Below are 24,878 nucleotides of genomic sequence, written 5' to 3'. Positions count from 1 at the left end.
GGTAACCCCCTGGCCTTCGGCCAGGGGGCTCGCGCCTTCGGCCCTTCGCAGGTGCGTACGGCGAACTCCCGTGCTTCGCACGGGAGTTGCGGGCCTCCGGCCCGCCGGGGTCGGTGGGCGGGGGTGGGGGCCGAGGGCTGGCGCCCTCGGCGTGGCCGGGTGAGGCGCTCCGCGCCCTGGGTGGTGTGTGGTGGCAACTCCTCCGCTGCGCTGCGGAGTTGGGGTGTTGCGGGAGTGGTGTTCGGGGGCTGGCGCCCCCGAGTTGGAGTGGGTGCGGGGGCGCTCCGCGCTCCCGTGGTTGGTGGGTGGTCAACTCCTCCGCTGCGCTCCGGAGTTGGGGGATGGAGGGCTGTTTGCTGTTGGGGTGTGTGGTGGCTTTGCTTGTTGGTCACGTGGTGTAACCGTGTTGGGGTGGTGATCTTGGAGTGCTCCGCACTCCTGCCAGGCGGTGTGAGTGCGGCCGGGTGATGTCATTTCAGGCTCGTTGGACAGAGATCCAGTTGGGGCGCGTGCTCGTGAAGTCGTGGCGGGGCGTACGGTGTCGAGACTTGCAAGTTACCGAGGGGTGAGGGCGGGATGCGTCGAGCGGCGGTATATCCGGTGACGATCGCTGCGGAGTGCGGGACGCAGGCCCGGCTGAAGGAGCTGCTGGAGGCTGAGAAGTCGCGGGCGGCGGTGCTGTCGTCAGCGCCTCAATGGGGGACGTACGGGCTGCCGAGGGGCGCGGCGGCGGGGGTTCGGGCGCGGTGGCGGAGGGAGCATCAGCGGCTGCGTGCGGAGGGGCTGTTGCTGGATACCGGGGACGTGCTGGTCGAGTTCGGGGTGCTCGAGGAGCTGCGGGCGCGCGGCTGGGATCGCGAGTGGCCGGCGGCGCCGGAGGACGCGTGGGATCAGGGGCGGTGGCCGGGCTCGAGGGACGGCGGTTTCCCGGATCGGGTTTCTGCCCGTCTGGGCGGGGGCCTGGTCGAGCGCACCGTCGCGGCATGCTGGGCGACGTCGTGCGAGGCGATCGCGGCGCTGCGCCGGTGGCGGGATGACAACCCCGGGATCACTCCGCCTCGCGTCCGCGTGGACGAGGCCGGCCGGGAGCAGCTCGTCGGGCCGCTCGCTGAGTACGAACGGCTCTCCGCCCGCGTCACCACCACTGGGGAGATCTGGCGCGCGGGCCTTGCCCGCGGCATCGCCCACGCCGAGCGTCTCGCCCGGGAGAACGCCGCAGGTCAGTAGAGGGACACCACGGGCTGACTGCGCTGGGAACGGGTTGACGGCCGTTTCCCTGCGTGCTGCTGGGCTTCTGGTGGGGCCTTCGGCCCGTCGCCGGACATGACGTGTCGGCGGCGCGGTCGTTGAACCGTGCGGAGCGCCTTTCGAGCTGGCCCCGGTGCGGCAGGCGAGGGCCGGCTTGTTCAGGACGATTCAGGAGCCGACGGCGGCCGCGGGGCAGCGGTCTGCTTGGTCATCAGGACGCGCGTCTTCGGAGAGTCGGCCGCATCCCCCCGCGTCCATCCCTGGCGCTCCCAGAAGCGCAGCGCGCCGTCCCCGCCGGGCTTGCCCGCGTCCACCAGCAGGTAGGCGCCGCGGTACCCGTGCCGCGCCAGCTCCCGCAGTACGAACTCCTCCAGCCGCGCCCCATGCCCTGCGCCCCGTACGTCGGGCCGGGTGGCCAGGTACATCAGGTAGACCGGCCAGGCCCGGCCGGCCGCCTGCCTGTAGCGCGTGCGGCGCAGGAACTTCGCGGCGGCCACCGCCGCCACCGTGCCGCCCTCGTCGAGCACCCACACCCCGTACTCCGCGTGAGCGTCACCGCTCTCCTCCTGCTCCTGCAGGTACTCGCCCCACCGGCTGGCGTTGTTCTCCTCCGGCCACTCCTGGCCGAGGAGTTCGAGCACGGACGGCAGATCGGCCGAGGTGGCCCGGCGTAGCACAGGGGCAGACATCCCGCCAGTATGAACGCCCCGCCCCGCACGGCGCGTTGGTCACCTCCGCGGCCGGCCGGCGGCGTTCCCGGGCATCGGCCGGTGTCACGCTGTCACGCCACACCGCCGACTCTCTCTCATCCTGCTTTTCCGCAGGTCAGGGCCCTTTCTCGCGGGGTGTGACAGGCAGCGTGACGCGCTGCGTGACAGCGGCCTCGCCGGGCTCGACATGCCCAGCCCGGCGAGGCGGTGCAGGTGAGCCGGGGTGTGAACGGTGGGGGCCGGCAGCCCGCCCCTGTCCGGCTCACAGGCAGACACAGCGCGAGCCAATCACCACATATTGACGCGTTAAATTTGACTCACGATCCCTAGGTGAGTAAATTAGTACATACATGCTGGCGCTGTCAGCCGGCCCTCATCACCTTCCGGAGGAGCACCTTGACTGACCTGCGCACCCTCGACCTCAAGGCCCTCAACTCGGCCACGAAGTACCCGCAGATCGACACGTACCACGAGATCGACCGCGGGCGTCTGCTCGAAAAGACCGTCGCTTTCAGCGGCGAGGTCTACCTGACCGAGAAGGTCGACGGCACGAACGCACGCATCATCGTCGCCCCGAACGGCGACTACGTCCTGGGCAACCGCGAGCACCTGCTGCATGCGCGGGGCGACTTCATCGCGAACCCGGCCGAAGGCATCGTCGACGCCCTGCGCGGCCTCGCCGGCCGGATCACCGCCCCCGAGGCGGGCCTGCGCGTGTACTACCTGGAGGTCTACGGGATGCACAGCGGCGGCAAGATCACCCGGGCCAGCGCCGAGTACACCGGCTCCCAGGCCGTCGGCTACCGCCTGTTCGACGCGGTGAGCATCGCCCCGGACGTGCTGACGCGGCCGGTCGAGGCGATCTCCGCCTGGCGTAAGAACGGCGGCCAGCGCTTCCACACCGAGCAGGAGCTCAGCGCCGCCGCCGAGCAGAACGCGGTCGCGCTCACCCCGCGTCTGGGAAGCCTCCCGTCCAGCGAACTGCCCACCGGCCTCAAGGAGATGCAGGACTTCCTTGCCGAGCGGCTGCCCGCGACCCGCGCTGCGCTCGACGACGGCGGCACCGGCCGCCCCGAGGGCATCGTGCTGCGCACGGCGGACCGCTCGGTGATCGCCAAGGCCCGCTTCGAGGACTACGCGCGCACCTTCAAGAGCCGCACCAAGCGGTGAACCCCCTCAGGCCCGGCCGCACCCCATGCGGCCGGGCCTGTCCCGTTTCCCTCACCCTCCACCCGCCCGACCGGCAGCACACGGCCGGAGACACCGACCGATCGGGGACCGCACCGTGACCACCCAGACCGCCGAAACTCTCGCCCGGCGTCTGTACGACGCGCTGGTCGTCGAAGCCCGCAGGAACGCCGCCTACTGGCCGGAGCACCAACTGCTCCGCCACGTCGACGCGATGCGCCCGGCCGAAGCCCTGGACGCCTTCGCCGGCCAACAGTTCATCAGCACGGACCTGCTCGCAGCCGTCACCGGCGTCCTGCGCCACCTCGCCCCCGCCGACTACGTGGACCAGGAGGAAGCGGCAGAGCTGTCCGAGCATGACTTCATGGAACTGCTCGCCTTCTCGGCCCGATGCGAGAGCGCGGACTTCTGCGACGTCCGCGCGGACGCCCCACCGAAGTTCGAGAGCCCAGGTCTCCAGACGCTCGCCCAGCGACCGAGCGGGCTGGAGGAGCTGCTCGACCGGCACGAGGAGGCCATCAGCGCCTTCTTCAGGCAGCCCGACGCCTCCGAGCGTCTCAGCGCCCACACCGAGGCGTAGCCAGGCCCGCGCGGCAACGCTCAACTGGAGGCGTCTGCCCGTGAGTCCGACGCCAGCGCCGCAGGCCGGCAGGGGGACACCACGGGCGGCACGCGGGCGGCCTCCGCCCGGCCCGGCAGGCGGCGGAGGAACCCGCCCGCACCGATGAGCCGACCCAAGGCAACGCGACACGTTTAATTTGCACATAAGCCGCATAGTGTGTAAATTATCTATTAGCGGCACGGGGCAGCAGCCCGGCGATCCCACAGCACCGAGGAGCGGACCTATGCCGACCGACCAGACTCCCCTGGACACCAACGGCCACGACCTCCTGCCCCGGCGCGCCGACACCGTGGAGGTCCTCATCGGGGCCAGGAGCGGGGAGCCGATCGTGATCGGCGCCCGCTTCAGCTGCGCCAGCTGCGACCAGATGCCGACGTACGTCCTGCGCGAGGGCACCGTGCACGTCCAGGACCCGTGCCCCTACCCGATGGGCATCACCACTGAGACCACCCTCGACGTGCCCTCCGGGAAGCTGATCGTCACCGACGACCTGCGCGACGTCTACAACGTCGACTTCGAAGCGGGCGCCGACTACGGGACCGCCCTCGGTAAGAAGCAGGTCATCGAGGCGATGGCGGCCCTCGGATGCGCCTTCGGCATCGTGAGCAACACCGGTCCCGGCCTATACCGCGACGGGGCCGACAGCTACGTCATCGCCGCTCCGGTCCGCGACGACAACGACGTCCCCTCCCTGCCCGACGAGGCGCGCCTGGCACGGATCAGCACCGAGCTGTGGGCGTACTCGATCGCCGACTTCGAGGACTGGAAGGCCAAGGGCGGCCACCCGGGACAGAAGCGGCTCGGCAGGTACACGGTCGTCGACGTCACCCCGGGCACCTACAAGTTCACCTTCCACGGCGGCGAGCGCCGCTTCGACCACCACGCCGCCGACACCGTGGTCTTCGCGCACATCGAGCGCTTCTCCCCCGCCTCCTGACGAGCAGCACCCGCCCCCGGGGGCGGCCCCGCAGGCCGCCCCACCCCGCCCCCTCCACTCGGAAGGCTCCGCCCCATGTCCACCGCTCCCGCCGCTCCGAGCGGCCCGTTCAGCGTCATCGTCACCAAGCCCGGCCACGACACCGTCCGCGTCGGCCCGTTCACCGAGCTGGGGAGGGCCCAGGGGTTCGCCTACGTCCTCGACCACGGTGTCCGCGGCATAGGCGCCCCCGCCGGCACCCGCTTCGACGTCGCCGCCTACGACCCGCATCTGCCCCACCTCTGCGTCCCCGCCGACGACGCGGCCGGCCTCGCCCGGCAGATGAGTGCCGAGCCCGGCCGCGGCGGACCGGCCGGCTTCCCGGACCTGTTCACCCGCCTCGTCGCCGACCGCTGCTGGGAGGACGCCGCCCGGGCCTGGCTCGACGCCCTCGCCCACCCGGCCCCGGCCGCCGGGGCCGGGCCGGACACCGGCGAACAGCCGCCCGCCGCGAAGACGTTCACCGTCTTCGGGATCATCGGCCACCACGGCGCCACGACCTCGCTCGACGTCGCCGGCGTCGTCGCCGGCGAGAGCACCCGGGTCGACCTCTACGACCGGCCCTGGGCCTTCACCGACACCAAGGGCCGCTTCAGCGTCACCGTCCGGGCCGCCACCTGGCAGGACGCCGAGGAACAGGCCGTCGAAGGCGTCGAGTCCGGCGCTCTGCGCGAGCCCTGGCGCTGACCTGGTGCCCGGGCGCGCCGCCGGGCCGTCGGCTCCGGATCCCGGGCGGCGCGGCTACCGGCCGGGCCGGCGGCGGAAGGCGTCCAGCATCGCCGCGCGGGCCTGGTCGCTGGCCGCGAGGTGCGCGGGCGAGGCCAGGTACGCCTGCAGCTCGTCGAAGTCACGGCGCCGTTTCTCGGCCCACCGGCGGCGGAAGGCGGCCCGCTCCGGGCCCGCCGCACGCCGGACGGCCTCCTCGGCGACCTGGCCGTCCGGCGCCTCCCGGGCGTGCTCCAGCTCCACCGCCGCCAGGACCCGCTGGCCGTCCGTACGGTTCTCCAGCCACAGCACCAGCCCGGGATGCTCGGCGAACATCAGGCGCAGCCGCTCCCGGCCCGGCGCAACCGTGGCGAGCCGCACGAGCCCCGCCGGGAACACCGCCCGGGCGGGCGGCAGATGCAGCGACGGCACCGTCTGCCCGGCCAGCCCGAGCGCGGCCTCCACCGCTGCGGCCTCACCCTCCACACCGTCCTCTTCCCGCTCCCCCACGCCCGTTCCCCGCCCTTCGGTGACCACCGTCCTGACCAGCACCGCAGCCTAACCAGCCATCAGACGGCGGCCGCCCGCCGAACCTCACAGCCGCGCCCGTCCAGCCACGGGGCGGCCCTCCCCCGACAGCAACCCGGAGGTCCTCCATGTCCCTGTTCCCCCAGGCCGAGATCGACGCCGCGCGCCGGCGGGAGGCCGAGCGCGACGCGTCCCTGCGCGCCGCCACCGCCGGCGAGGTGCGCACCTGGCTCGCCGGCCAGGACGACGTCGCCGACGCCGTGATCCACCCCGGCACCCCCGCCGCCGTCGCGGTACGGCTGGCGGGCGGCCCTCTGATCGCCGTCACCATCTCCACCGACGACGTCCCCCCGGCCCCTGCCGCCCCCGGCACCGCGGTGCACCAGGCGCTCGCCGAGCGGATCAGCACCTGGCTCGCCGGCGAGGCCGGTATCGCCCGGGCCCGGACCGTTCCTGGCACCACCACCGCCGGCGTCGAGCTCGTCGACGGCACCGAGTTCACCATCACCGTCAGTCCCCGCGCCTGAACCCGCCACCGCCTGCCCGGGCGCAGCAGGACCGGCGGGCAGGGCGAGCGGTCAGCCGGCCGGCTCCGTGTCCCCGGGCCCGGGCGGCCCCTCCTCGGCGGCGGGCGCGAGGTGCTCGGCCACCAGCCGCTGCAGCGCCTCGAAGACGGCGTCGGCCCGCCGGCTGCGCGGGCTGCCGAAGTCCTCCCGCCGGGCCATCAGCAACAGATGCCAGTGCGCGCCGGTCATCCGCATCCGGGCGGCCGCCCTTACCGCGCCCAGCAGCCGCCGGCCGTCCGGCTTCGCCAGCGCCCCCTGCACCGGCGTCACCAGCTGGTGCGCGGGCATCCGAAGGCTCTGGCGCCACGCGAGCGGCACCTCGCCCCACGCCGGATCGTCCGCCCCCGGTAGCAGCACGCCCTGCGCGGCGCCGGTCTCCGCCCGCACCGGCGGCGCGCTGCCGGCCGCCGCAGGGCCGGCACGCCCCGCGCGGGCGACCGGCTCCGCGGGCTCAGTCTCGCGCCCGGCGGGCTCCCCCAGGCCGTCCGGCTCGGCGGCGCACCCGCCGCCCCGCAGGTGAGCGGCCAGCCCTGCCGCCGTCCCGGCGTACGCGCACCCCGCGCACCGCGCCCAATCCGCCTTCGCTACCGCCTCCTCGACGACCGAGCGCTCCGGCCCGAAGCCCGCCGCCACCAGCCGCTGCGGCAGGCTCAAGCCTTCGACGGCCCGCAGCGCCGCGGCCGCCGTGATGTCGTGCCCGCGCACGAACCAGCGGCCGATCTCCGCCTCTCCCCCGCACCCGCAGAAGCAGTCTCCGGTCGGCACCAGCCGCGATTTCCTCGTCACCGTCACGCCCCGGGACGGTAGCCGCACGGCCCAGCGCAGGTCAGCGAATCCGCACCGCCGACCACAACCGACCGAAAGAGACCACCTCTCGATCACGCATGACCAGCACGTCCTCATCGCGTGAGTGCTCTGCGCGTCAGAACAGCACGACAGGCCAGCATGTCCGAACAGCGCGCTGTCGTAGCGCGCTTGCACGGCCTGACCTGCTGCCTCGGCTGCTGGGCGTGCTGCAGGCCGCGGAGTAACCGCGCGCCCGGCCCGCGCGAGGACATGTCGTCCTCGTACAGCCGGATGACGCCCCACGCCCTGGAGCCGGGATCGCTGATCCGCCCCACCCGGTGCCCTGGTCTGCGCGCCCATACACGGAGGCCTTCAGCGCCCCCGCCTCGTCCCGGCCCGGCTTGGGCCGGGTTCTGGCGGTCGCTCCTCACGGCCGGACGGCGCAGGCCCCGGACGGGCCGACGTCACGTTGTCACGCACCGCCGCCGACACTGCCTCATTCCGTCTTTTCTGCAGGTCACAGCCGTTTTCGCTGGGGTGTGACAGGCGGCGTGACGCGCGGCGTGACAGCGGCCGTGACACTCCGGGGCGCCGACCGGTGAGGGGACACCACGCCACCGGTTCCCCGGGCCAGAACCATGCTCGCGCCCGCCGGCGGCGGACCCTGTCCACAGGTCACCACGCCGAGCCTGCGCCCATGTTCACCACCACTCAGGGCGCGCACGCCCTCTTCGCGGACCTGACCGAGAACGCCGGCCTCCCCCTCGCCCATGCGGAACTCCGGCGCTCCCCCCGGTTCCAGCAGCACGACCATGTCTTCTTCGGAGACCTCGCCCTTCGCCGCTACAAGCACAACAACCGCTGGGGGTTCGACGACCGCGACGTCCGCCGCGTCGGCCAGCTGCTGGCGGACATGGCGGTGGACTTCGACGACGTCGTCGAAGTCCGCTTCCCCGCCTACCCCGAGCTGCTGAACGGGACCATCCTCAACTGGCGGCACCAGGTGGCGACCTGGATGTACCACCTGGCCCGGAAGCAGCAGACGGAGGAGGACTGGGGTTTGGACAGCTGGAAGGTGATCGGTGCGAACGGCCTGCCCGGCACCCTGACATGGGAGATGTTCGTCGCGGTCGGCAACCAGCCCATCGTCGCCGGCACGCTGCCCCTGCAGATGCTGAGGTGGTCCGGGCAGAGCTGGCTCGCGCCCCGCTCCTACGTGCAGATGATGGACCGCTGGCAGGAGCGGGAGGCGGAGATGACCGCGACGTTCCGGACCTGCTGCTCCTGCGGCGCGCAGAGCCCGGGCTGGGGCCAGTGGCGTACCCCGACACCGGCGGGCTACGTCACCCGCTGCCCCGAGTGCTCCGCCGCGGCATTCCCGGCCTACACCGGCCAGCTCGACGGCGTGCTGTACGACTCCCCCCGCCAGCGCCGTGTGTCGCCCCGGGACTACCTGTGCCGGCTGTGCGGACTCATGCAAGCGTCGGTCTGGGACCACTGCCACACAGAAGGACACGGCTTCGTGCGCGGCCCGTTGTGCATGAGCTGCAACACCAGCGAGGGAGTGGGCTTCGCGGACAGGTTCCTGCGCGAGGGAGGTGCGGAGTACCTGCTGCAGTGCCGCGGCTGCCGCGAAGAGCGGACCCTTGCCTCCCGGTTCCACGCCGGCGTGGTGCACCTGCATGTGGAGAGCAGCCAGCGGCACGGGCGCTGCCGGCAGCAGCCGTCGGTGCGCGCCCTGGACGACGAGCCCGGCGTGTACCGGTACGCGCTGCGGTGTGCCTCTCACACGCCGGTACGGCAGTGGACAGTCGCCGTCACCGCCGAGGAAGCGGTCTCGCTCGTCGGCGCCTTCGTCGACGGCGTGCTCGCCGAGATGCGCCGCGGCACCGAAGGCCTCAGCGCGTAGGCACCACAGCCGTTGACCGGGCGCCCCCGGCAGCAGGGGCGGCGCCCGGCGTGGCCGGCCCTCGCCCGCTTCCAGGTCCTGGCCCGCGCCTGCGTGCAGGACCTGAAGTCGACGTCGGCATCGTGCTCCTGGTCGGCCGGCCCTCGCTCGGGGTGCGGACGTGGGGCACGAGGGTGCTGTGATTCAGCATCGTGCGGACCGCCGGAAAAGCGGAAAGGCCAGGCATCCGGATGCCTGGCCATCGCCTCTGTCGCATGAAGGACAGAAAGCACTCCCGCGGACTGTTTGCAGATCGTGCACCGCAGTGACAGCAACCCAGGGGCTACAGACCCCACATTACACGACTTTCCGAGATCATCAAGTTTTACGCGTCACAATCGGTTGGGGTCTTGCTCCGTCCGGTCGGACCGCAGGAACTGGCCGTGCCGCAGGGCTGGTTGTACGCGGCCGCCCCGGGACCCTCACAGCAAGGAGGGGGACACCACGGGCTGACGGCTCGTGGTGCCGGGCACCGGCCGCCGGTTGGAGCGGGTCCGGGGCGCGGTAAGCAGCAGCGGGCGCCTCGCCGGAGCGGGAGACGACTACACAGGCGGGACGGTTCGCGGAATGACGGCGCGGCGCACCATCGCCTCCAGCAGTGCCTGGGCCCGGTGCCGGCCGTTGATGCGAGGCGGGCCACCGCGAACTCCTCGAACACCAGCTGTTCTTCCCGCTCCTCGGGACACGGTCCTCCGCGACCGGGGGTGCCGGCTACAGGCCCGGCCGACAAGCCGGTGCAGCGCGGCTGTGCAGCAAGAGGTGGTGCAGCACGCTGCCCGGGCGGGCATCCCCGGCAGGCTGTGCAGCGCCCTCCGCCCACCGTGCCCCCGTGCTGCAGCAGCACGGGGAAGAAGCCCACGGGGGCAGCAGGGCGTGCAGCGGACGAAGAAGTTCCGGAGCAGCACGCGCATGCAGCATCGGCGGGCAGCACGGCATCACCACCCGCAGCAGCACGCCCCCGGGAGAAGCCGCCGCTGCATCTGAGGGTGATCACTCCCGCGCGGACCTGGTTCGCTGCGCGGTTCTCGCCCGGGCGGGCCAGCCGGCCTCAAGCGGCCGGCCTCGAAGGGTTCGACGACCGGGTCCGGGCGTAAGTACCTCGCGGTGGCCGCCGCGCCCGTCGAACCGTCCGGCTCGCCGGCGCGCTCCGCCGCGGCAGGCGCTTGAGCCTGCCGGGCGTACGGCTTTCCCCTCGCCTGCATGTCACGCTGTCACGCCTGAGCCGTCGGCGCGCCGGGAGGATCTATCCGCGCAGGTCAGACGCTAGTTCTGTCGAGCGTGACAGGCACCGTGACGGGTGAGTGTGACGCAGGGCGTGACAACAGGAACCGGTCCTGGAGGCGGGGACAGCACCACACCCCCGACAGGCCCCCGGCCGGCGTGACGGCGAGCGCCGTACGCAGGCCGGCAGTCCTCGAGCACCCACGCGCCCGCAGATCCGCCGGCTGGGCCCGTGCCGCCTGGCGAGCCGGTCGGCGGCCGCCACCCGGACGCGGCCGGGAAGCAGGCTGCAGCGGTACCGGCGAGCAGCAGGCGCTGTCGACAGCCGGCGGACAGCAGCGGGTTGCCGCACGAACTTGTGCAGCAGCAGCCGGGCTTCAGACGTCCGTGCAGCGGCACGCGAAGGCAGCGCGGCAGCATGCAGCAGCGGACCGGCCGGCTCGTGCAGCCGCTTCACCCCGCCGCGGCCGCTGCACACCCTCCTCCAGTGCAGCGGCCCGGGCGGTCGGAAGCAGCGCTGCAGCAGGCGGGACGACCCCGGGGAGGACGAGGTGCAGCAGCGAGTGCCGGGCGAACGCGGCCGTGCCATCCGCCTCCGTCGGCAAGACGTCCGCACCGGACCGCGGGCGCTCCCCCTCGGCAAAGAGTCGGCCGCTAAGCGGCTGGAGTGCCCGCGGCCCTGGTTTCACCCGCAGTCCAGGAGAGCCGCTTCCCCACGGTAGGCCGCGCCGGGCCAGGAGGTCATGCCCGCGGCGGAAGCGGGACAGAACTGCGGGAAACCGCCCGCCCCCGGCTCCGGTTCGGATCGCGCGCCGGCCATCGCCGACTCCCGGGCCGCGGCCTCCGGCCACCCGGGGCGGCCGTACCCGAGACCGGGCATCGCCGCTGGAACGCTGCCGCGCCCGCTCAGTCCGAGGCGGGCGAGAGCGGAACGGCTGGCCGGCACCGACCACTTGCCGCGCCCAAGGGGTCGGCGCGCGCCGGCCGTGTCACGTTGTCACGCCTTCGGGCCGCCATCCCCACGGATGCACATCTGCCCAGGTCAGAGCAGAAATCCGGTGAGTGTCACGGGGGGCGTGACGGGGAGTTGTGACGACGGCCGTGACACCCTGCACGCAGGGACACCACCAACTGGCCGGCCAGCCGGGCCTGTTCTCCCGAGGCCGGAGCGGAGGGCGGTGGGGCCCGGAAAGGGCAGTGGCGGCCGAGGCACCAAGACCTGGCGGGTCCGGCCGCCGGACGGGCCGGCCGCGGCTGAGTCGCCGGACCGGCCGGACCGGCCGGACAACTCCTGGACAACTCCGGACAACTCCCGGCGGTGTACGTGTGCAGGCCGAGGAGCCGCGCCAGCAGGCCGAATCCGCCCGCCCGACGCGACGAGGAAGGCATCGCCCGCCGGCGACAGACCGCACGGGCCGGCAGCCCGTTCACGGACGTGGCCCAGAAGCGCCGGACGCCAGAGCCTTGTGGCCCCGTTGGCCGACTCCTGCAGCACGCTGCACCCCCTTCACACTGTCCGCGGCCGCGCTGCACACCCGGCGGGCCGTCTCGGCGTGCGCAAGCAGCGCTGCAGCCGGGCCGCGGTACCGGCCGCTGCACGAGGCGCCCGGGAGCAGCGGGTGAAGCAGCACGCTGTCGGCGCCGTCGGCTACGGTGATGCCCTAGGCGAACTGAACGCCCATCCCGCTGTCGCGCGCCCACGCCGCGTGAGTCCCGGGAGAAGGTCCTTCGGGATCCAGATCTTCTGAACAGGCCGATCCTCTTCTTCCTTCACCGGCCGATGGCGTGGGCACGATGGCCGGCTTCAAGGAGACGATCGTGACCAGGCGCGACACCACCCAGCAGCGAGCCAGGGAGCTCCAGCAGGCTGAGGGAATCGGCTATCACGAAGCCCTGAACCGCGTGCGTGACGGCGAGCACCCCGGGCCGGAGAGCCGCCCCGGTGTCGTCCTGACCGACTCCACCCTCATCGCCATCGAGTCGGGCGACAACATGCGCTGCAACGCCTGCTACAAGACCGTGGAGCAGTGGGCGCTGCACCTGATCGACGTGACGTCTGACGGCGCCTTCATCCTCTGTCCCTCGTGTGCGAAGGCGATCGCAGACGCCGTCGCCCACATCCCGGCGACCCCTGCACCAGACCGCGAACCCTCGTACCGGATCCCGCTCCCTGCGGCGTCCGCACCTGATCAGGTCGTGGCCTACCTCTCGCCAAACCGTGTCCATCTGCTGTGCCCACGCCACAGCCCCACGGCTCCGAGCGACTATCTGCCCGTCACCCCCGGAGACCTGGAAAACCTGTTCCGCCCCGGTGGGGGCGGGCGCCACTGCAGTGTCTGCAACCTCGACGTGCTGCCCGCCTGACCCTCTTCGCACGGGTACCCCTCGGCGGCCGGCAGCCAGCCGGATCTCGCGGTCCGTACGCGCCGCTGGAAGTGAGCAGCCGGCGGCCGAAACGGCAGGGGACACCACCCGCCCGGCGGCGCAGGCGCTGGTGCGCAGGAACGCTGAGGGACCGGGACCGGGTGACGGCAGCTGGCCCGCAACTCCCCGCGAGGGCCTGCGCGGGAGAGGACCTGTCCGTACGGCGGGCCGGCCGACGCTTCAGGCTCGGGAGGCGTCGGCCGACGCCTCCCTGCGCCCGGGCCGGGGATGACGCGGCCGGAACGGGGCGCGCCCCGGCCGGTCAGTTGGTGAGGAGGTGGATGTGCGGGTGCAGGGTGCTGCCGGGTGGCGTACCGGACGTGCCTGATACCGCAAGCACGACGGGAGCGAGCGGCGGCCGCCCAAGCCGGTCGGGGCGTACGACGCCGACGTCGCCGGCCGGGAGAGCCGTCGCTCCGGACTCCGCCAGGCCATGAACGGATGCTGGCTGCTCCCGCCCGGCTGTGAGTCGGGCGGGAGCAGTGCGGTCCCCTCCGGTTTTCCTCAGCACAAGGGGCCCGCGGTGCCTTCCAGACAAGGAAGGTGCGATGCGTCCCTCATGATGCCCCAGCCATGCACGGGACGAGCACGATTGCGCGCACCGCCGACCAGTCGCGCACGCACGTCCGGGGGTGCCGTGGCCGGGCGCCTGGTCACGGCCGTTGACCCGATCCGCGCGGAGCCGATCCGGACGCCTCGCTGGACATCGGCAGCGGCCGGCGCAGCAACACCGCGGCGTTGACCGCCTCGTGCCGGGCCCCCTCCACGGGGAAGATCAGCGGATGCTGGGGAACGGGCGGGCGGTCCGAGCGAGTGCACGTGGTCGGCCGGCCCCAGCCGCTCCCCCGTCCGCCGGGCGCGGTAGGCCGTCCCGGCGTAACCCCGCCCGGGGCCGTACCGCCGCGGTGCCGTCGCCGTGGCCAGGACCGGGGGTGTGGGGGCCGAGCCGTCAGACCACCTCGGATCCGACGGCGTTGCGGTTCATCTCGTCACCCACCGGGCCGGTACGGGCGGGCCCGGGCGCCCGCTCAGCGGGTGAGGAGGTAGAGGTGGGTGTGCAGGGTGCTGCCGGTGGCGTAACGGACGTAGGCGCGACCGCCGAGCCGGTGGAACGTGATGCCCGCGCTGGCACGCCTCGTGCGGACGCCCTGCAGGGTGGCGCGCAGGTCGGCCAGGCGGAGGGGATCGGGGCGCACGTCCTTCCGGGGGACGCCCTGCTCGTTCCCGAGGAAGGCCTGCGCGCGGCCGAGGCTGACCGCGTACATGACCGCGCCAGACGCCGGGCGCAGCACCAGGTCGCGGATCTGCTCCGGGGTGGCGCACGCGGTCCCGGGCAGCTGCGTGTTCACCGGCGGCAGGAAGGGCACGAACAGCCACTCGCCCTGGCCCCCCAGGGCCGCTCGCACCTGGTCGTCGGTCCGCGTGCCGGTTTCCGGGGCAAGGGGGAACTGCTCCCACAGGCCCGGCGTACGCAGGCCTCGCCGCCAGGTGGCGCCCTGCGGGGACCGGACACTGTCCCCGTCCACGAACCGCAGCGGCTGCACCTTCGGAGCGGTGACCGTGCCGGCGCCGGTCTCAGTCTCGGTCATCACAAGCTCCCTCGGTCGCAACCATCCCAACACCGGCAAAATTACCCAAACCATGCGCTAATGTCAAATTATACGAGCCGCAATAGTTGCAGTTCGGGACTGCGGACGGACGGCTCCAATGCTCCGGCGACGCGGCCGCCGCTCGGCTGGCACCGCCGAAAGGGAGCGGACCTGCGGGGCATCGCGGTGAACACCGCCGAATATCAGCGAACATGGCCGAACACTGCCGAACAGCCGTTCGTCCGGGCTGACCGGTCTCCGGCCCGCCGGCAGGGGCCGGAGACCGGGACACGGCCGACGGGGCGCACGGAAGAGCGGTGTTGCCGCAGCCGCAACACCGCGCTCTCGCCGGCGCAGGGAGCCTGAGCGGGCAGGCGCGCGGAACGGACCGGCACCGCAGACCGGCCCGCGCCGCGGGCGCTACACCTCCGCTGGGGTAAATCCGCGCCCGGCTGCGGCCGATGACGTAGGCTGGGCGCACCGACGCGGGGTGGAGCAGCTCGGTAGCTCGCTGGGCTCATAACCCAGAGGTCGCATGGTTCAAATCCTGCCCCCGCTACTGAACATCCGGCCCCCTCCGACTTGTCGGAGGGGGCCGGAGTCGTCTGCGCCAGCGTGAGGATCGCCGAGCTGGACTGCGCGGTGCGGAACAGCGTCATCCCGGTCCACAGCGGCAGCCGGCACGCAGATGGGCGCGCGTCAGCCGGTGGTGTCTGGGTCGGTGCCAGTGGTGTCGGCGAAGTCGTCGATCAGACGGCGCAGTTCACCGGTGCGGCCTTCGGCATGGGCCTCGAATGCCGCGCGCAGGAACGCCTCCCGCCGCACCTGGGCCGGCCAGTCGGGTTCGGGCCAGGCGGCGATCGACGCCCGCAGCAGCGCGGCGAGCTGGCGCACGGCATCCTCGCCGCGGGCGTGGAGGGTGAACTCGTACCCCTGTCCGTCGGCCGGCGCGGAGGTGAGCCGCACTCCGGGGTAGGCCCGCTGCATCCGCTCGTCCGTCGGCGTCTTCGACCACCGGATCGCCTCGGCAACACTGTTCGGCTTCCCCTCGACGGCTTCCAGCGCCAGGCCCCACAGGTTCACGAAGTCGGCCGTCTCGGCAGGACCCGGGGCGGAACGCAGCGCGGCGCAGGGGACCGTTTCACCGGAACCGGTGAACTCGACGACCGCGGCGCGCATGCCCCGCACCCGCCGGTGGGCCGCCTCGATCAGACCGGGCAGCTCGGGGACCAGGCCGACGACGTCGCTACCGGTGGCCTCTCCAAGACCGTGGGTGTGCCGCAGGGGCGCGACGAGGTCTGCAACGAGTCGGGCGTGAGGGGTCAGGGCGATCACGGATGTCTCCAGGGTGAGCCGGGCACGTCCGGCAAAGGCGCACAGCGGGCGGATGGTCGTTGCAAGTCAGAAGGGGGACACCACGGGCTTCCGGTGCGCCTCAAGGAGCGACCCGCGTGACCGGCGGGCGGGGTCAGATGACGACGCGGCCGAACAACAGCCAGGCGGGCATGAGTTCGTCGGCGGTCACCGGGAGAGCATCGGCCGGTGAGATCCGTCTGATCAGGGCTGAATGGGCACCGCTACACGCCGACCGGGAACGAACCCTCTGGCGTGCTGATGCGGCTTCCCAGAACCATCCGAGCAAAAGCAGGGACCGTCAGCCTCGACCCAGAGGTGCTCAATCTCAATGAGGGCCAGCAATGCACTACAGGCATAAGCATCGCCGACCGGCAACTCACGCTCGGCAGCCTGGAGTTCGTACTGGGCCTCCACAATCTCCGGATTCTTGATCAGCATGGATGCCCCCTTCCGTGGTGGTCGGTGCGGGTCAGCGGCTGCGCAGGGAGCGCGGGAGCTCGCGGCGCCCGGCGTCGGTGATGCGGAAGAACACGCCTTCCCCGGCCTTGCGGACGTCTTCGACAAGCCCGGCGCGGGCGAGGCCTTCCAGATGCCGCACGGTCGTCGAGGTGTTGCGCGAGTACCAGCCGCAGCCGGGCCACCACTCGCCCCCGTTGCGGGAGGCCAGCGACTGAAGAACGTCGTACTGGGCGGTGCCGATGGCGCGGCCGGTCGCGCCCCGGGTGTACTGCCGTTGCATGGTCTTGCCGAAGCCCATGGAAACCCAGCGGGTCCCGCCGGGCGCGATGTACACCGCCCAGTACCAGCCGCAGCCGGGGCAGATGACCGTGTCGCCGGCCTCGACGCCGCGCCGGCCTTTCTGGCAGCACGGGGTCCTGACCCAGTTCGAGCCGCCCCACAGCTGGGTGCACGAGCAGGCGATGGTGAATCCCTTGCGTCCGGTGGCCGCGCCGTGGTCCTCGTAGCAGTGTCCGGCGGGCTGGAAATCGTGCAGCGTGGCGGCACGGCACTCGTCGGCGGCCCACCAGGACCGGTCGGCCACGACGAGCCGGGCGAGCTCACCGTGGCGGCGCTCGGTGCCGGTGACGCGGTCCAATCTGCCGTCGCCGCGGACGATGAACGTTCCCGGGGTGATCGCGTGCGGGACCATAGCGTCGGGTTCCTTTCAGCGGGGGTGAGGGATGCGGCGGACCTGCCGGTCTGAGGGCTCACCTGGCGGTTCCGGCTTGGTGGTGGTGAAGGTCGATGGCTTCCTCGGTGGAGGCCGCGGTGAAGCCGCACGACCGGGCGGACGCGGTGAGCGCCGGCTCCAGGGCTGCGGGATGGGGAGGGGCCGCCGGAACAGCCCGGTACGAAAGGCGCGGCGGTCGGATGCCGAGCCGTCGGGGTGGTGGATTACGGCGGCAGTCAACAGGACGGTGTGGCACCGCCGAGCGGTGTCGCCGCAGCCGCGACACAACCGGGGCGAAGGCGGCTTCGACCGGCACATGCGCGGGCAGCCGGAGGCAGGGCAGACCTGAGGCCGGATCACGGACACCACCGTGCCCACGCGGTGGGGGCGACCAGCCCAGCCAGCCGCCCCAAGCGCCCGTCGGCTACTCCGTCACCCGCAGCGAGCGTATGAAGGCGACCTGCTCTTCCGCGATGAGGGGGTCCAGGGTGCCTGCCCTCATCTGGGCGCGTACACCGTCGACCAGGTCCCGCTCGTCTTGCGCCGTAAAGCCGAACCTCTGGGCGAGGTCCTCCATCAGGCCCCGTACGCTCTGGTCCATCGCCCGCTTGGCCTTTATCTCCTTGAGCCACTGCTCAACTTCCAGGCCCACCTGCTCCTTGGTCACGCCAGCCCCTCCCTCATGTCGCGCACAGCCCCACAACCAGTAACCCGTAATTTACACTACTCGTGCCGTCGTGTCACATTTTACGAGTCATTGACGCGGCGAACACGGACCGGGGCCCGGCCGCCGCTGCCGCCGGTCCCCTCCGCGCGCACGGCACCGGACTCGGTCACCGCGGCACCCCGGCCAGCGCGCCGCGGCAAGCCATCGGCGGGACGCGGGCGTTCCGATCGGCGGGGATGCCTGGGCGGATCGGCCCCTCCTCGCCGTAGGGCTTCAGCGGGCAGAGCGGCCACCGGAAAGCCTCCGGCTCGGCGTCATCGGGGTGGGCCCGCACGTGACGGCCCGCAGCACGGGCCTGGCCGGGACGGTGATTCTGAGGCATCACCGCAGGCCCGGTGGGGGACACCACGGGCGTCCCGGGATGTCCCAAGGGCCGTGCCGACGGCCGGGGATCAGATGACGACGCGGCCGAACAGCAGCCAGGCGGGCGCGGATCCGCCGGTGGTCAACGGGAGCGCGCCGGCCGGTGAGGCCGTGTCGTAGCCGTGGAGCCTCATCAACTCGCCGGCGCGCAGCGAGGCTTCGCGTTCGGGGCGGGGCGGCTCGTCGAAGAGCTCGACCTCGGTCTTGCTGTAGACGGTCCTGGCGTACGGGCTGGTGCCGTGCTCGCGGGCCGCGTCGTCGCGGGCCCGCTCGAATGCGGCCTGCAGGGCCTTCGGCCCGGGTATGGAAGGAGCCGACTCCCATGAGCTGCCTCTCGCTTTGCCGGTGGGGGACGGAACAGGGCCGGTCGGCGCCGGTCGTCAACGGCGGGGCTCGCGCGCGGGTGGGCGGGCGAGGCCTTCGACGGTCGAGCGCGGCCGAGCCGCACCGTGCCGCGGGTGCCGCGGGTCAGACGACGGCGAGGGCGTCCTTGTGGGCCTTCAGCGCTGCGCGTACGACGGTGCCGAGGACGTCCCGCCCCGCGCCGGACAGCCACTCGGCGATGGTGGTCCCTTCCGGGGATTCCGACAGGGTGCGGGTGAGCACGCCTGCGTGGATGTACGGCTCGCCCGCGCCGTCACAGTCGGCCGTGTAGGTGCCGATCCCGGGCACGTGAGCGACGTACTCGCCGCCGGTGCTGCCGTAGGGGTCCTGCCACGCCTCGAAGACCGCAGTCGGTGCGGCGGCCCGGAGGTTGTCGACGAGCTCGGCGTTCGCGCCGAGTACGGCCTCCCGCTTTCCGTAGCAGTGACCCAGGTCGAGGGAGGTGGGCGTGGAGCCGCTGCCCCAGTCGGAGGTCATCTCCCCCTCGCCGAGGACGTCGAGGATCCGGGCGCGGTCCTCGTCGCAGGCGGCGTAGACGATCATCTGGAGGTCGGCGGTGTCGGGCATGGAGGTTCCTTCACTTCCGGTGGAGGTGGAACAGGGGTGCGTGGTCGGTGCCGGTCGTGCACGGCCGAGCCGGCCGGGACCCCGGGCCCGTAGAGCAGCCGAGACCTGCGGGCGCGGCGCGCAGATTTTCGTCCTGCGCGAGGCGCCCGGCCGGCTTCGCCCGCGTCCGGGGCCGGCACGCGGATGCCGGCTGACATTTGCTCGTGCGCGGCGCCGGTGACGGCGTGGGACGGTCAGGGCGGACTTCCCGGCTCTGCGCCGGGCGGGCCGTGAGCGTGACACCGTCCTGGTGCCCGCGAAGCTCATCCGGGTGCTCGCCGCGCAGAACGTCGCCGGCCCGAGTGCCCTGGCGTAGCGGGTCAGTGGGAAGGCGGCGCGGCCCGGAACGCCTTGACGACGCCCCGATGCTGCTCCTGGGTCGCGTTGGCGCCGGTGATGACCTCGGTGCCGCCCCAGCCGTAGCGGTAGGTGATGCGGGCCAGGCAGCGGCATTCATGGTCGAGTTCGACCATGTACTCGTAGCCGCCGTGCCAGACCTCCGTGTGATGGCCCAGATTGGTCGTCACCCAGTAGGCACTGGCAGCCGCGGCAGCGAAGACGGCAGCACGGGTATCGAGGTCGTCGATGGTGACCATGGGGTTCTTCTCCGGGGTGGAGGACCGGCGCCCGCGCGGGGTGAGGCGCTGGGACGCGGGACGGCGGAAGCCTGCGAAGTAGACGGTGCACGGGGGCAGTTGCCCGGGCGGGGCGCCGATGCGGCCGCGGTCAGGGCCAGCTGCCCGGCTCCGCGCCGAGCGCGCAGGCCGTGAGCGTGACGCCGTCCTGGTGCCCGACGAACAGCACATCCGGATGCTCGCCGAGCAGGACGTCGCAGGGGTCTCCCTCCACGCCTGACTGCCTCACCACGACCGTCAGGGTCACGTACTCGTCGCCCACGGCCTCCGCCGGCGCGGTGGTGCGGTCGTCGGAGCGCGGGGCGCAGTACGGGCGCAGCAGCCGTATGCCGAATCCCTTGGTGGGATCGCCGGAGTCCCAGTCCCAGTGCTGGGGGAATCCGGACGGCGCCAGGATGAGGCAAGGGGCGCCCCCTTCCTCGTCCCGGTCGGGGTCGATCAGGTCGTCCGGCAGCAGGTCGAACACCCCTCCGGCTGCCCTCAGTCGGCGCATCGCGTGCAGGAGCGCCCAGGCCTCCTCTCCGTTCGTTCCTCCCACGATGGTGGTGAGACCGGCGAGGACGGCTGTTGCCGCCGGGTCACCGAAGTCGGTGAGGACGCGCCCGTCGGCGCCGCGGATGCTGTCGAGGAAGAGGTTGTCGTCGAGGTCAGCGTCGAGATCGGAGTCCGTCCTGAACACGAGGTACGCGGCGGACGGAACCCGTGCGGTGAGGGCGTCCGCGACGGCGCGGGCGAACCCGCGGGCGGTCTCCTGCTGGGACTGGACGGCGGCCGTCCACTGCTCCAGCGTGGCTGCGGGCAGGGCGGATTCGGACATGATCCTCAGCTCCTTGACGGGTCGTCGGGCTGCCTGGCCTCGAACGGCGGGCGGACCCGTTCAGCGCCGGCTCCAGCGGCTATGGGGTGGTGAACTGCCGGGCACCTCAGGCGTTCAGCGACGGTGGTCACTCTGTGGGGCCCAGTCGGCCGGGCGCTGCGCGAAGTACGTGCAGACCGGCCCCGCGTCGTCGAAGGTCACGGTCACGCTTTTGGGGTCCTTGTCGATGTACACCGGCTGCTCCGCGTAGGCGCTGCGGATGTCCTCCTCGGTAAGAGGGTTCTCGGTGCGCAGATCGGCTCGGCTGACACCGAACACGCTCACGCGGACATACAGGTACTCCATGACTGCCTCCAGGGCCGGACGTGGCAAGAGTTCGAGTGATGCGGGGCGGGCAGGGCGGAAGGCGCCGGTCAGTAGTCCCAGATCGGCCCGTAGTGGTGGTGATGGAGGTCGATGGCCTCCTTGATGTCGGCCTCGGTGAAGCCGCACTTCTCGGCGGAGAGTTCGCCTGCGTAGAAGTCGAGGACGATGTCCAGCAGGACAGTCAGCAGGTCGTGGAGGTCGGTAGGCGCCAGGGTCAGGGTGTGGCGGGCGCTGCCGGGGAACAGCTGCGGGGTGATGAGGTGGGCCAGGCGGTGCCAGTACGGGTCCCATCGGTCCAGGAGGTCGGCGCAGGCGTGGCGGGCGATCGCGGTGGGGAGCGTGACGATCGGCGCGGCGAGCATCGCGTTCGGCCGGTTGCGGTAGCGGGCCACGGGGCGCTCCTTCGGGTATGTCCGGGCCGGGGGTGCCGGCCAGGCTGGCGGCAGCCGGCTTCCTCCGAGACGTGAACGTCCCGGAGGAAGCCAGGGGTTGGGCGATCGCGCCCCGGCAGGGGCCATCGCCTCTGTGCACCGGGATCGGCGCGACAGCGGCTCATCAGGCGGACGTACGAGGGGGACACACCGCCGAAGCGGTTTCACTCGTCCTCGTCGTCCTCGTCGTCCTCCTCAGCCCTCCAGGCGGCGAGTGCCTCCTCCACGGCCTCCTCGCCGTCGGCGGCCTCGAACGTGCCGCAGTAGCGCGACCAGTTCGCTTCCGTGGGCAGGGGCGTCCACTGGTCGTCACGCATGACGACGTCCCGCAGACAGGCGACGATGATCCACTCATCGACTTCGTCGTGCTTGAGGGCGACGACCGTGAACCGTGTTTCCCCTGTCGTTTCCCCCCGCCAGCGGCGCAACTGCGCGTGGCTGACGATGTGGTGGGAGCCCCACCCGGTCCTCACAAGCGCGCCGGAGCGGATCATGGACTGGATCAGCTTGCGGTAGCGGTCCGCGGTGCGCAGGCGCTCGATGTCCTTGTACCGCCACGCCTCGCCGGGCCGGACGGACCGGTAGAGGGCGACGATCAGCTCCCGGATCGTCAGGGGGTCCTCGGAACGGTCCAGCACGTCGAGCACTGCCTGCCGGTCCAGCGGTGGGTGGACCGGGGCCAGGGAGGAAGTCGGCTCGGTGACGGGCTCGGTGATGTCCAAGGGGACCTCCTCGGTCAGAGCACGGCGCAGGCAGGCGTTCGCTGCGGCTCGGCTCGGCGGGTGTCTACGGACCGGGCTCACGCGTGACGGCGGGCATCTCGGTCCGGGGCGGCGCCACACGGCGCCGGTGGGTGGCAGGGGTGACAGGAATCGAACCTGCGGCATCCGGCTTTGGAGACCGGCGCTCTGAACCTCTGAGCTACACCCCCACGGTGAAGTGGGTGATGGACGTGCGGGACGCAACCCCCGCTCTTCCCCACACGGGGAGTGCGCTTACACCAACGTCCCAAGCAGGGCGTCCCCCACTCTTCAACCCGACCGGGGATCAGCCGGTCGGGCCCGTACACGTGCCGGTGTGCGCCCTCTCAACGGGGCAGCGCCTCTGGAGGGGCGCACACCAGCACTTCGCGATCCGAGGGGAATTGAACCCCTTACCTTCCCCTTGCTGAGGGGACGCTCTACCGATTGAGCTACGGACCTGCCTGGCAACGCGGATCGGCCGCTCCTTGCTGCCCGGCATCAGCGGGTTCGATCGCCCCCGCTGATAGCTATAGTTTACCACTGATTAAGCACTGAGCGCAAACTTTACGAGTCGTGAGTGGTGAGAATTTCACGGCCGGCGCAGCTTCGCGGCATCACTCCCGACCGGCCGCCGATCCTCTCCCCAGCACTCCCCCGATTGCGTCTTGCAAGATACAAAATAGCTGGTCAGAGGCCATGTTGAAGTTGCGCAGCGCGGTGTGCGAGGAGTACGGTCCCAGGGCATCAGCGCCCTGCGGGCGCCAACTCCGGTGAAGGCGGTGGGATGTGACGCAGCAGCAGAAGGCCCCGGGCAGCGGGGCGTTGGCGGAGGCGGCCGGTGCTGCGAGGGTGCCGGGCGCGGCTGGCGCGCGGACCGCCGCGAAGGCGGGCAGGTCGGCGGTGGTCAACCGCGGGCAGCTGGCGGCCGAGCTCGGTGTCGAGCCGTGGATGGTCACCCGCGGCCAGGAACTCGGGATCGTCCCCGAGTGCACCAGTTCCCGCGGCTGGAGCCGTGAGGCGGCCGACCAGGTCGCCGGCCGCGTGGAGGAGCTGCGCGAGGCGATCGCCGACCGCCAGGGCCTGGGCGCCTACCGGCTCGCCGAGGAGATCCTCACCAAGGTGACCGCTCTCGCTGTCACCGCCGCCGACGTCGCCCCACTGGCCGAGCGCGGGCACCTGCGCGTCGTCGGCGACTACCACGGCCCCCTGTACTCGGTGAAGGACGCCCGCAGCCTGACACCCGCCGGACGTGAGGCGCTGGCCGCCGTCATCGGCGAGCGGCTTCAGGCGGAGGCGCGACGCGAGCAGGAGTGGAAGGCCTGGTGCGCGGTGAGCCTGCCGCCGTCCGAGGCCGCGCGGATCGGCTTCAGCCAGGCCGAGTTGGAGAAGGTCGCCCGTGAGGGCCGGATCACCGCCGGCCTGGGCGGCCGGTATCCGGTCGAGGGCCTGGACGCGCTCGCCGCCGACGAGGACCTGCGCGAACGCATCACCGGCGACAGGCTGCTGCGCTCCGACGAGGCGGCCGGCCTGCTTGAGATCCGCCCCAGCGACTGGACACTCGTGGTGAAGGCCGGCTGGATCACCCCCACGAGCACCGAGCAGGTCAAGGTCGGGCGGCGCCGGTGGATCGACGTGCCGTACTACACCCAGCGCGACGTCGAAGCACTGCGCGAGATGCCCGGCGTCGACTGGGAGGCGGTCCGCGCCGTACGGGCCGGACAGGTAAGCCCCCTGCGGGAGTTCATCTCCCGCGTCCCAGAGCGGGCCGAGACCGTCCACCAGTTCGCCGCCGCCCTCGCCGACCGCCACCAGGTCGACGTCTGGGCGCACTTCGACGACCTCACCGGCGCCTGGGAGCTCGACTGGAGCCACGACGAGCACGGCGGGCCGACCGCCGAGGACGTCGCCGCGCAGCTGCGCGGCGACCCGCTGGCCGGCCGCCACCACAGCGACATCCAGATCGGAGGCACCCGCTGGGGCTCCAGGGCCCGGTGGGCGCGGCCGCTGCTCGAAGACGGCGCCGCGGTCGTGCTGTGCACCCGGGCCGCTCCGGCGCCCGGCCCGGGCGGGGACACAGCCGGGGCGGAGCCGGGTGCGGAAGTGCTCGTGGAGGTCGCCGTCGTCGACGCCGCCACCGGCGCCGTCCTGCTCGACGCCGCCGTCGCCGGCCAGGACCCCAGCGCCGCGGCGGACCGGCCACGTTCGGGGGCGCGGGAGTGGGAGAAGGTGCTGCCCCGCCTGCGTGCCGTCACCCGCGGCCGGCTCATCGTCCCCGGAGACCCGGCCGGAGACCGCGCGCGCATCGCCGCGGCCACCGGACTGGCCGGCAGGCGGCTGATGCACCTCGGCGACCCGGACGCCTGGGCACTGGCCGCGGACGACAAGCCGATCACCTCGCGCACCGCGCGGCTGCCCGCCGCCGAGGCCTGCGCGTACGTACGCGACGAACTCCAGCGCCGCGCCCGCGGCCGCGGCCGCCACCACCCGCCCCGACCCAGCCGGCACGCGCGGGACTGAGCGGGTACCGGCCGGACCCGGGCCGCTGCGCCCCGGCCGCCGGCCCTCCCCCGCACTTCTTCGCGCGGGCGCCCTCAGCACCGCCCGCCGTGGGCGGGGACACCACAACCCGGGCCCGTCGTCACGGTGTTCACGCCCGACGTACGGACCGTTGCCCGACCCGCTCGGGCCTCACCCCCGACGAGGCGCACCAGACTGACCGCTTTCGTCCGCGAAGCGTCTCTCTGCTCACCGCCGTCCCTCCCCTGACA

Annotated in this window: 23 protein-coding genes and 3 tRNA genes; 10 read left to right on the top strand and 16 right to left on the bottom strand. The window is 72.5% G+C overall.

The window, feature by feature from the left end:
• The first annotated feature begins 600 nt into the window (after positions 1-600).
• Positions 601-1,227: a hypothetical protein gene (locus OG440_RS40600; protein ID WP_406011582.1), complete on the top strand. Its 627-nt coding sequence runs from the start codon at positions 601-603 to the stop codon at positions 1,225-1,227.
• 179 nt (positions 1,228-1,406) lie between these two features.
• Here OG440_RS40600 and OG440_RS40595 read toward each other — a convergent pair whose 3' ends face one another.
• Positions 1,407-1,937 carry a GNAT family N-acetyltransferase gene (locus tag OG440_RS40595; protein ID WP_331752623.1) on the bottom strand — a complete coding sequence of 177 codons (531 nt, stop codon included), beginning with the start codon at positions 1,935-1,937 and terminating at the stop codon, positions 1,407-1,409.
• A 417-nt stretch (positions 1,938-2,354) separates the two neighbouring features.
• Between OG440_RS40595 and OG440_RS40590 the strand changes: the two genes are divergently transcribed.
• The 4 genes from OG440_RS40590 (at position 2,355) to OG440_RS40575 (ending at position 5,431) form a co-directional block, all read left to right on the top strand.
• The gene (locus tag OG440_RS40590; protein ID WP_331752625.1) at positions 2,355-3,128 is read left to right on the top strand and encodes an RNA ligase family protein; all 774 of its coding nucleotides are present in this window, start codon (positions 2,355-2,357) and stop codon (positions 3,126-3,128) included.
• Between the two features lie 115 nt (positions 3,129-3,243).
• Positions 3,244-3,726 (top strand): hypothetical protein, encoded by a 483-nt coding sequence (locus OG440_RS40585; protein WP_331752627.1) that lies wholly within the window; start codon positions 3,244-3,246, stop codon positions 3,724-3,726.
• A 265-nt stretch (positions 3,727-3,991) separates the two neighbouring features.
• On the top strand, positions 3,992-4,705 hold the full coding sequence (locus OG440_RS40580) for a hypothetical protein (RefSeq protein ID WP_331752629.1): 714 nt from the start codon (positions 3,992-3,994) through the stop codon (positions 4,703-4,705).
• 75 nt (positions 4,706-4,780) lie between these two features.
• On the top strand, positions 4,781-5,431 hold the full coding sequence (locus OG440_RS40575; RefSeq protein WP_331752631.1) for a hypothetical protein: 651 nt from the start codon (positions 4,781-4,783) through the stop codon (positions 5,429-5,431).
• A 54-nt stretch (positions 5,432-5,485) separates the two neighbouring features.
• On the opposite strand, the gene OG440_RS40570 is transcribed toward OG440_RS40575, so the two are convergent.
• Positions 5,486-5,959 (bottom strand): hypothetical protein, encoded by a 474-nt coding sequence (locus OG440_RS40570; protein WP_406011583.1) that lies wholly within the window; start codon positions 5,957-5,959, stop codon positions 5,486-5,488.
• Between the two features lie 146 nt (positions 5,960-6,105).
• On the opposite strand from OG440_RS40570, the gene OG440_RS40565 reads away from it, so the two are divergent.
• A complete protein-coding gene (locus OG440_RS40565; RefSeq protein ID WP_331752635.1) occupies positions 6,106-6,504 on the top strand; it encodes a hypothetical protein in 399 nt (132 codons plus the stop codon).
• A 51-nt stretch (positions 6,505-6,555) separates the two neighbouring features.
• Here the strand turns inward: OG440_RS40565 and OG440_RS40560 are convergent, their stop codons facing one another.
• The gene (locus OG440_RS40560; protein ID WP_331752637.1) at positions 6,556-7,308 is read right to left on the bottom strand and encodes a hypothetical protein; all 753 of its coding nucleotides are present in this window, start codon (positions 7,306-7,308) and stop codon (positions 6,556-6,558) included.
• 718 nt (positions 7,309-8,026) lie between these two features.
• Here OG440_RS40560 and OG440_RS40555 point away from each other — a divergent pair.
• Positions 8,027-9,238 carry an endonuclease domain-containing protein gene (locus OG440_RS40555; protein WP_331752639.1) on the top strand — a complete coding sequence of 404 codons (1,212 nt, stop codon included), beginning with the start codon at positions 8,027-8,029 and terminating at the stop codon, positions 9,236-9,238.
• A gap of 3,078 nt (positions 9,239-12,316) precedes the next feature.
• A complete protein-coding gene (locus OG440_RS40550; protein WP_331752641.1) occupies positions 12,317-12,862 on the top strand; it encodes a hypothetical protein in 546 nt (181 codons plus the stop codon).
• Between the two features lie 1,088 nt (positions 12,863-13,950).
• On the opposite strand, the gene OG440_RS40545 is transcribed toward OG440_RS40550, so the two are convergent.
• Positions 13,951-14,511 (bottom strand): hypothetical protein, encoded by a 561-nt coding sequence (locus OG440_RS40545; protein WP_331752643.1) that lies wholly within the window; start codon positions 14,509-14,511, stop codon positions 13,951-13,953.
• A 484-nt stretch (positions 14,512-14,995) separates the two neighbouring features.
• On the opposite strand from OG440_RS40545, the gene OG440_RS40540 reads away from it, so the two are divergent.
• Positions 14,996-15,070 (top strand) — tRNA-Met (locus tag OG440_RS40540).
• A gap of 140 nt (positions 15,071-15,210) precedes the next feature.
• Here the strand turns inward: OG440_RS40540 and OG440_RS40535 are convergent.
• The 12 genes from OG440_RS40535 to OG440_RS40480 all read right to left on the bottom strand — a co-directional run bounded on the left by OG440_RS40535 (position 15,211) and on the right by OG440_RS40480 (position 22,571).
• Entirely contained in the window at positions 15,211-15,846 is a 636-nt protein-coding gene (locus tag OG440_RS40535) for a hypothetical protein (RefSeq protein ID WP_331752645.1), read from the bottom strand.
• A 222-nt stretch (positions 15,847-16,068) separates the two neighbouring features.
• Entirely contained in the window at positions 16,069-16,305 is a 237-nt protein-coding gene (locus tag OG440_RS40530) for a hypothetical protein (RefSeq protein WP_331752647.1), read from the bottom strand.
• Between the two features lie 31 nt (positions 16,306-16,336).
• A complete protein-coding gene (locus OG440_RS40525) occupies positions 16,337-17,017 on the bottom strand; it encodes a hypothetical protein (protein ID WP_331752649.1) in 681 nt (226 codons plus the stop codon).
• A gap of 445 nt (positions 17,018-17,462) precedes the next feature.
• Entirely contained in the window at positions 17,463-17,705 is a 243-nt protein-coding gene (locus OG440_RS40520; RefSeq protein ID WP_331752651.1) for a hypothetical protein, read from the bottom strand.
• A gap of 891 nt (positions 17,706-18,596) precedes the next feature.
• Positions 18,597-19,079 carry a hypothetical protein gene (locus OG440_RS40515; protein ID WP_331752652.1) on the bottom strand — a complete coding sequence of 161 codons (483 nt, stop codon included), beginning with the start codon at positions 19,077-19,079 and terminating at the stop codon, positions 18,597-18,599.
• A gap of 359 nt (positions 19,080-19,438) precedes the next feature.
• Positions 19,439-19,714, bottom strand: coding sequence for a hypothetical protein (locus OG440_RS40510; protein ID WP_331752653.1), 276 nt, complete (start codon positions 19,712-19,714; stop codon positions 19,439-19,441).
• Between the two features lie 130 nt (positions 19,715-19,844).
• Complete coding sequence (locus OG440_RS40505) at positions 19,845-20,570, bottom strand: hypothetical protein (protein WP_331752654.1); 726 nt, start codon at positions 20,568-20,570, stop codon at positions 19,845-19,847.
• Positions 20,571-20,684: 114 nt separating this feature from the next.
• Positions 20,685-20,915 carry a hypothetical protein gene (locus tag OG440_RS40500; protein WP_331752655.1) on the bottom strand — a complete coding sequence of 77 codons (231 nt, stop codon included), beginning with the start codon at positions 20,913-20,915 and terminating at the stop codon, positions 20,685-20,687.
• 68 nt (positions 20,916-20,983) lie between these two features.
• Positions 20,984-21,328, bottom strand: coding sequence for a hypothetical protein (locus OG440_RS40495; protein ID WP_331752656.1), 345 nt, complete (start codon positions 21,326-21,328; stop codon positions 20,984-20,986).
• A 203-nt stretch (positions 21,329-21,531) separates the two neighbouring features.
• Entirely contained in the window at positions 21,532-22,089 is a 558-nt protein-coding gene (locus OG440_RS40490; protein WP_331752657.1) for a hypothetical protein, read from the bottom strand.
• A 132-nt stretch (positions 22,090-22,221) separates the two neighbouring features.
• Positions 22,222-22,298, bottom strand: a tRNA-Trp gene (locus OG440_RS40485).
• A 197-nt stretch (positions 22,299-22,495) separates the two neighbouring features.
• Positions 22,496-22,571: transfer RNA gene (locus tag OG440_RS40480), tRNA-Ala, on the bottom strand.
• A 325-nt stretch (positions 22,572-22,896) separates the two neighbouring features.
• Here OG440_RS40480 and OG440_RS40475 point away from each other — a divergent pair.
• A complete protein-coding gene (locus tag OG440_RS40475) occupies positions 22,897-24,627 on the top strand; it encodes a hypothetical protein (protein WP_331752658.1) in 1,731 nt (576 codons plus the stop codon).
• The last annotated feature ends 251 nt before the right edge of the window (positions 24,628-24,878 follow it).

This window comes from Streptomyces sp. NBC_00637, from assembly GCF_045161545.1.
Classification (GTDB): Bacteria; Actinomycetota; Actinomycetes; order Streptomycetales; family Streptomycetaceae; genus Streptomyces.
The sequence above is the reverse complement of the archived record's forward strand: the minus strand, read 5'-3'. Positions and strand labels throughout refer to the sequence as shown.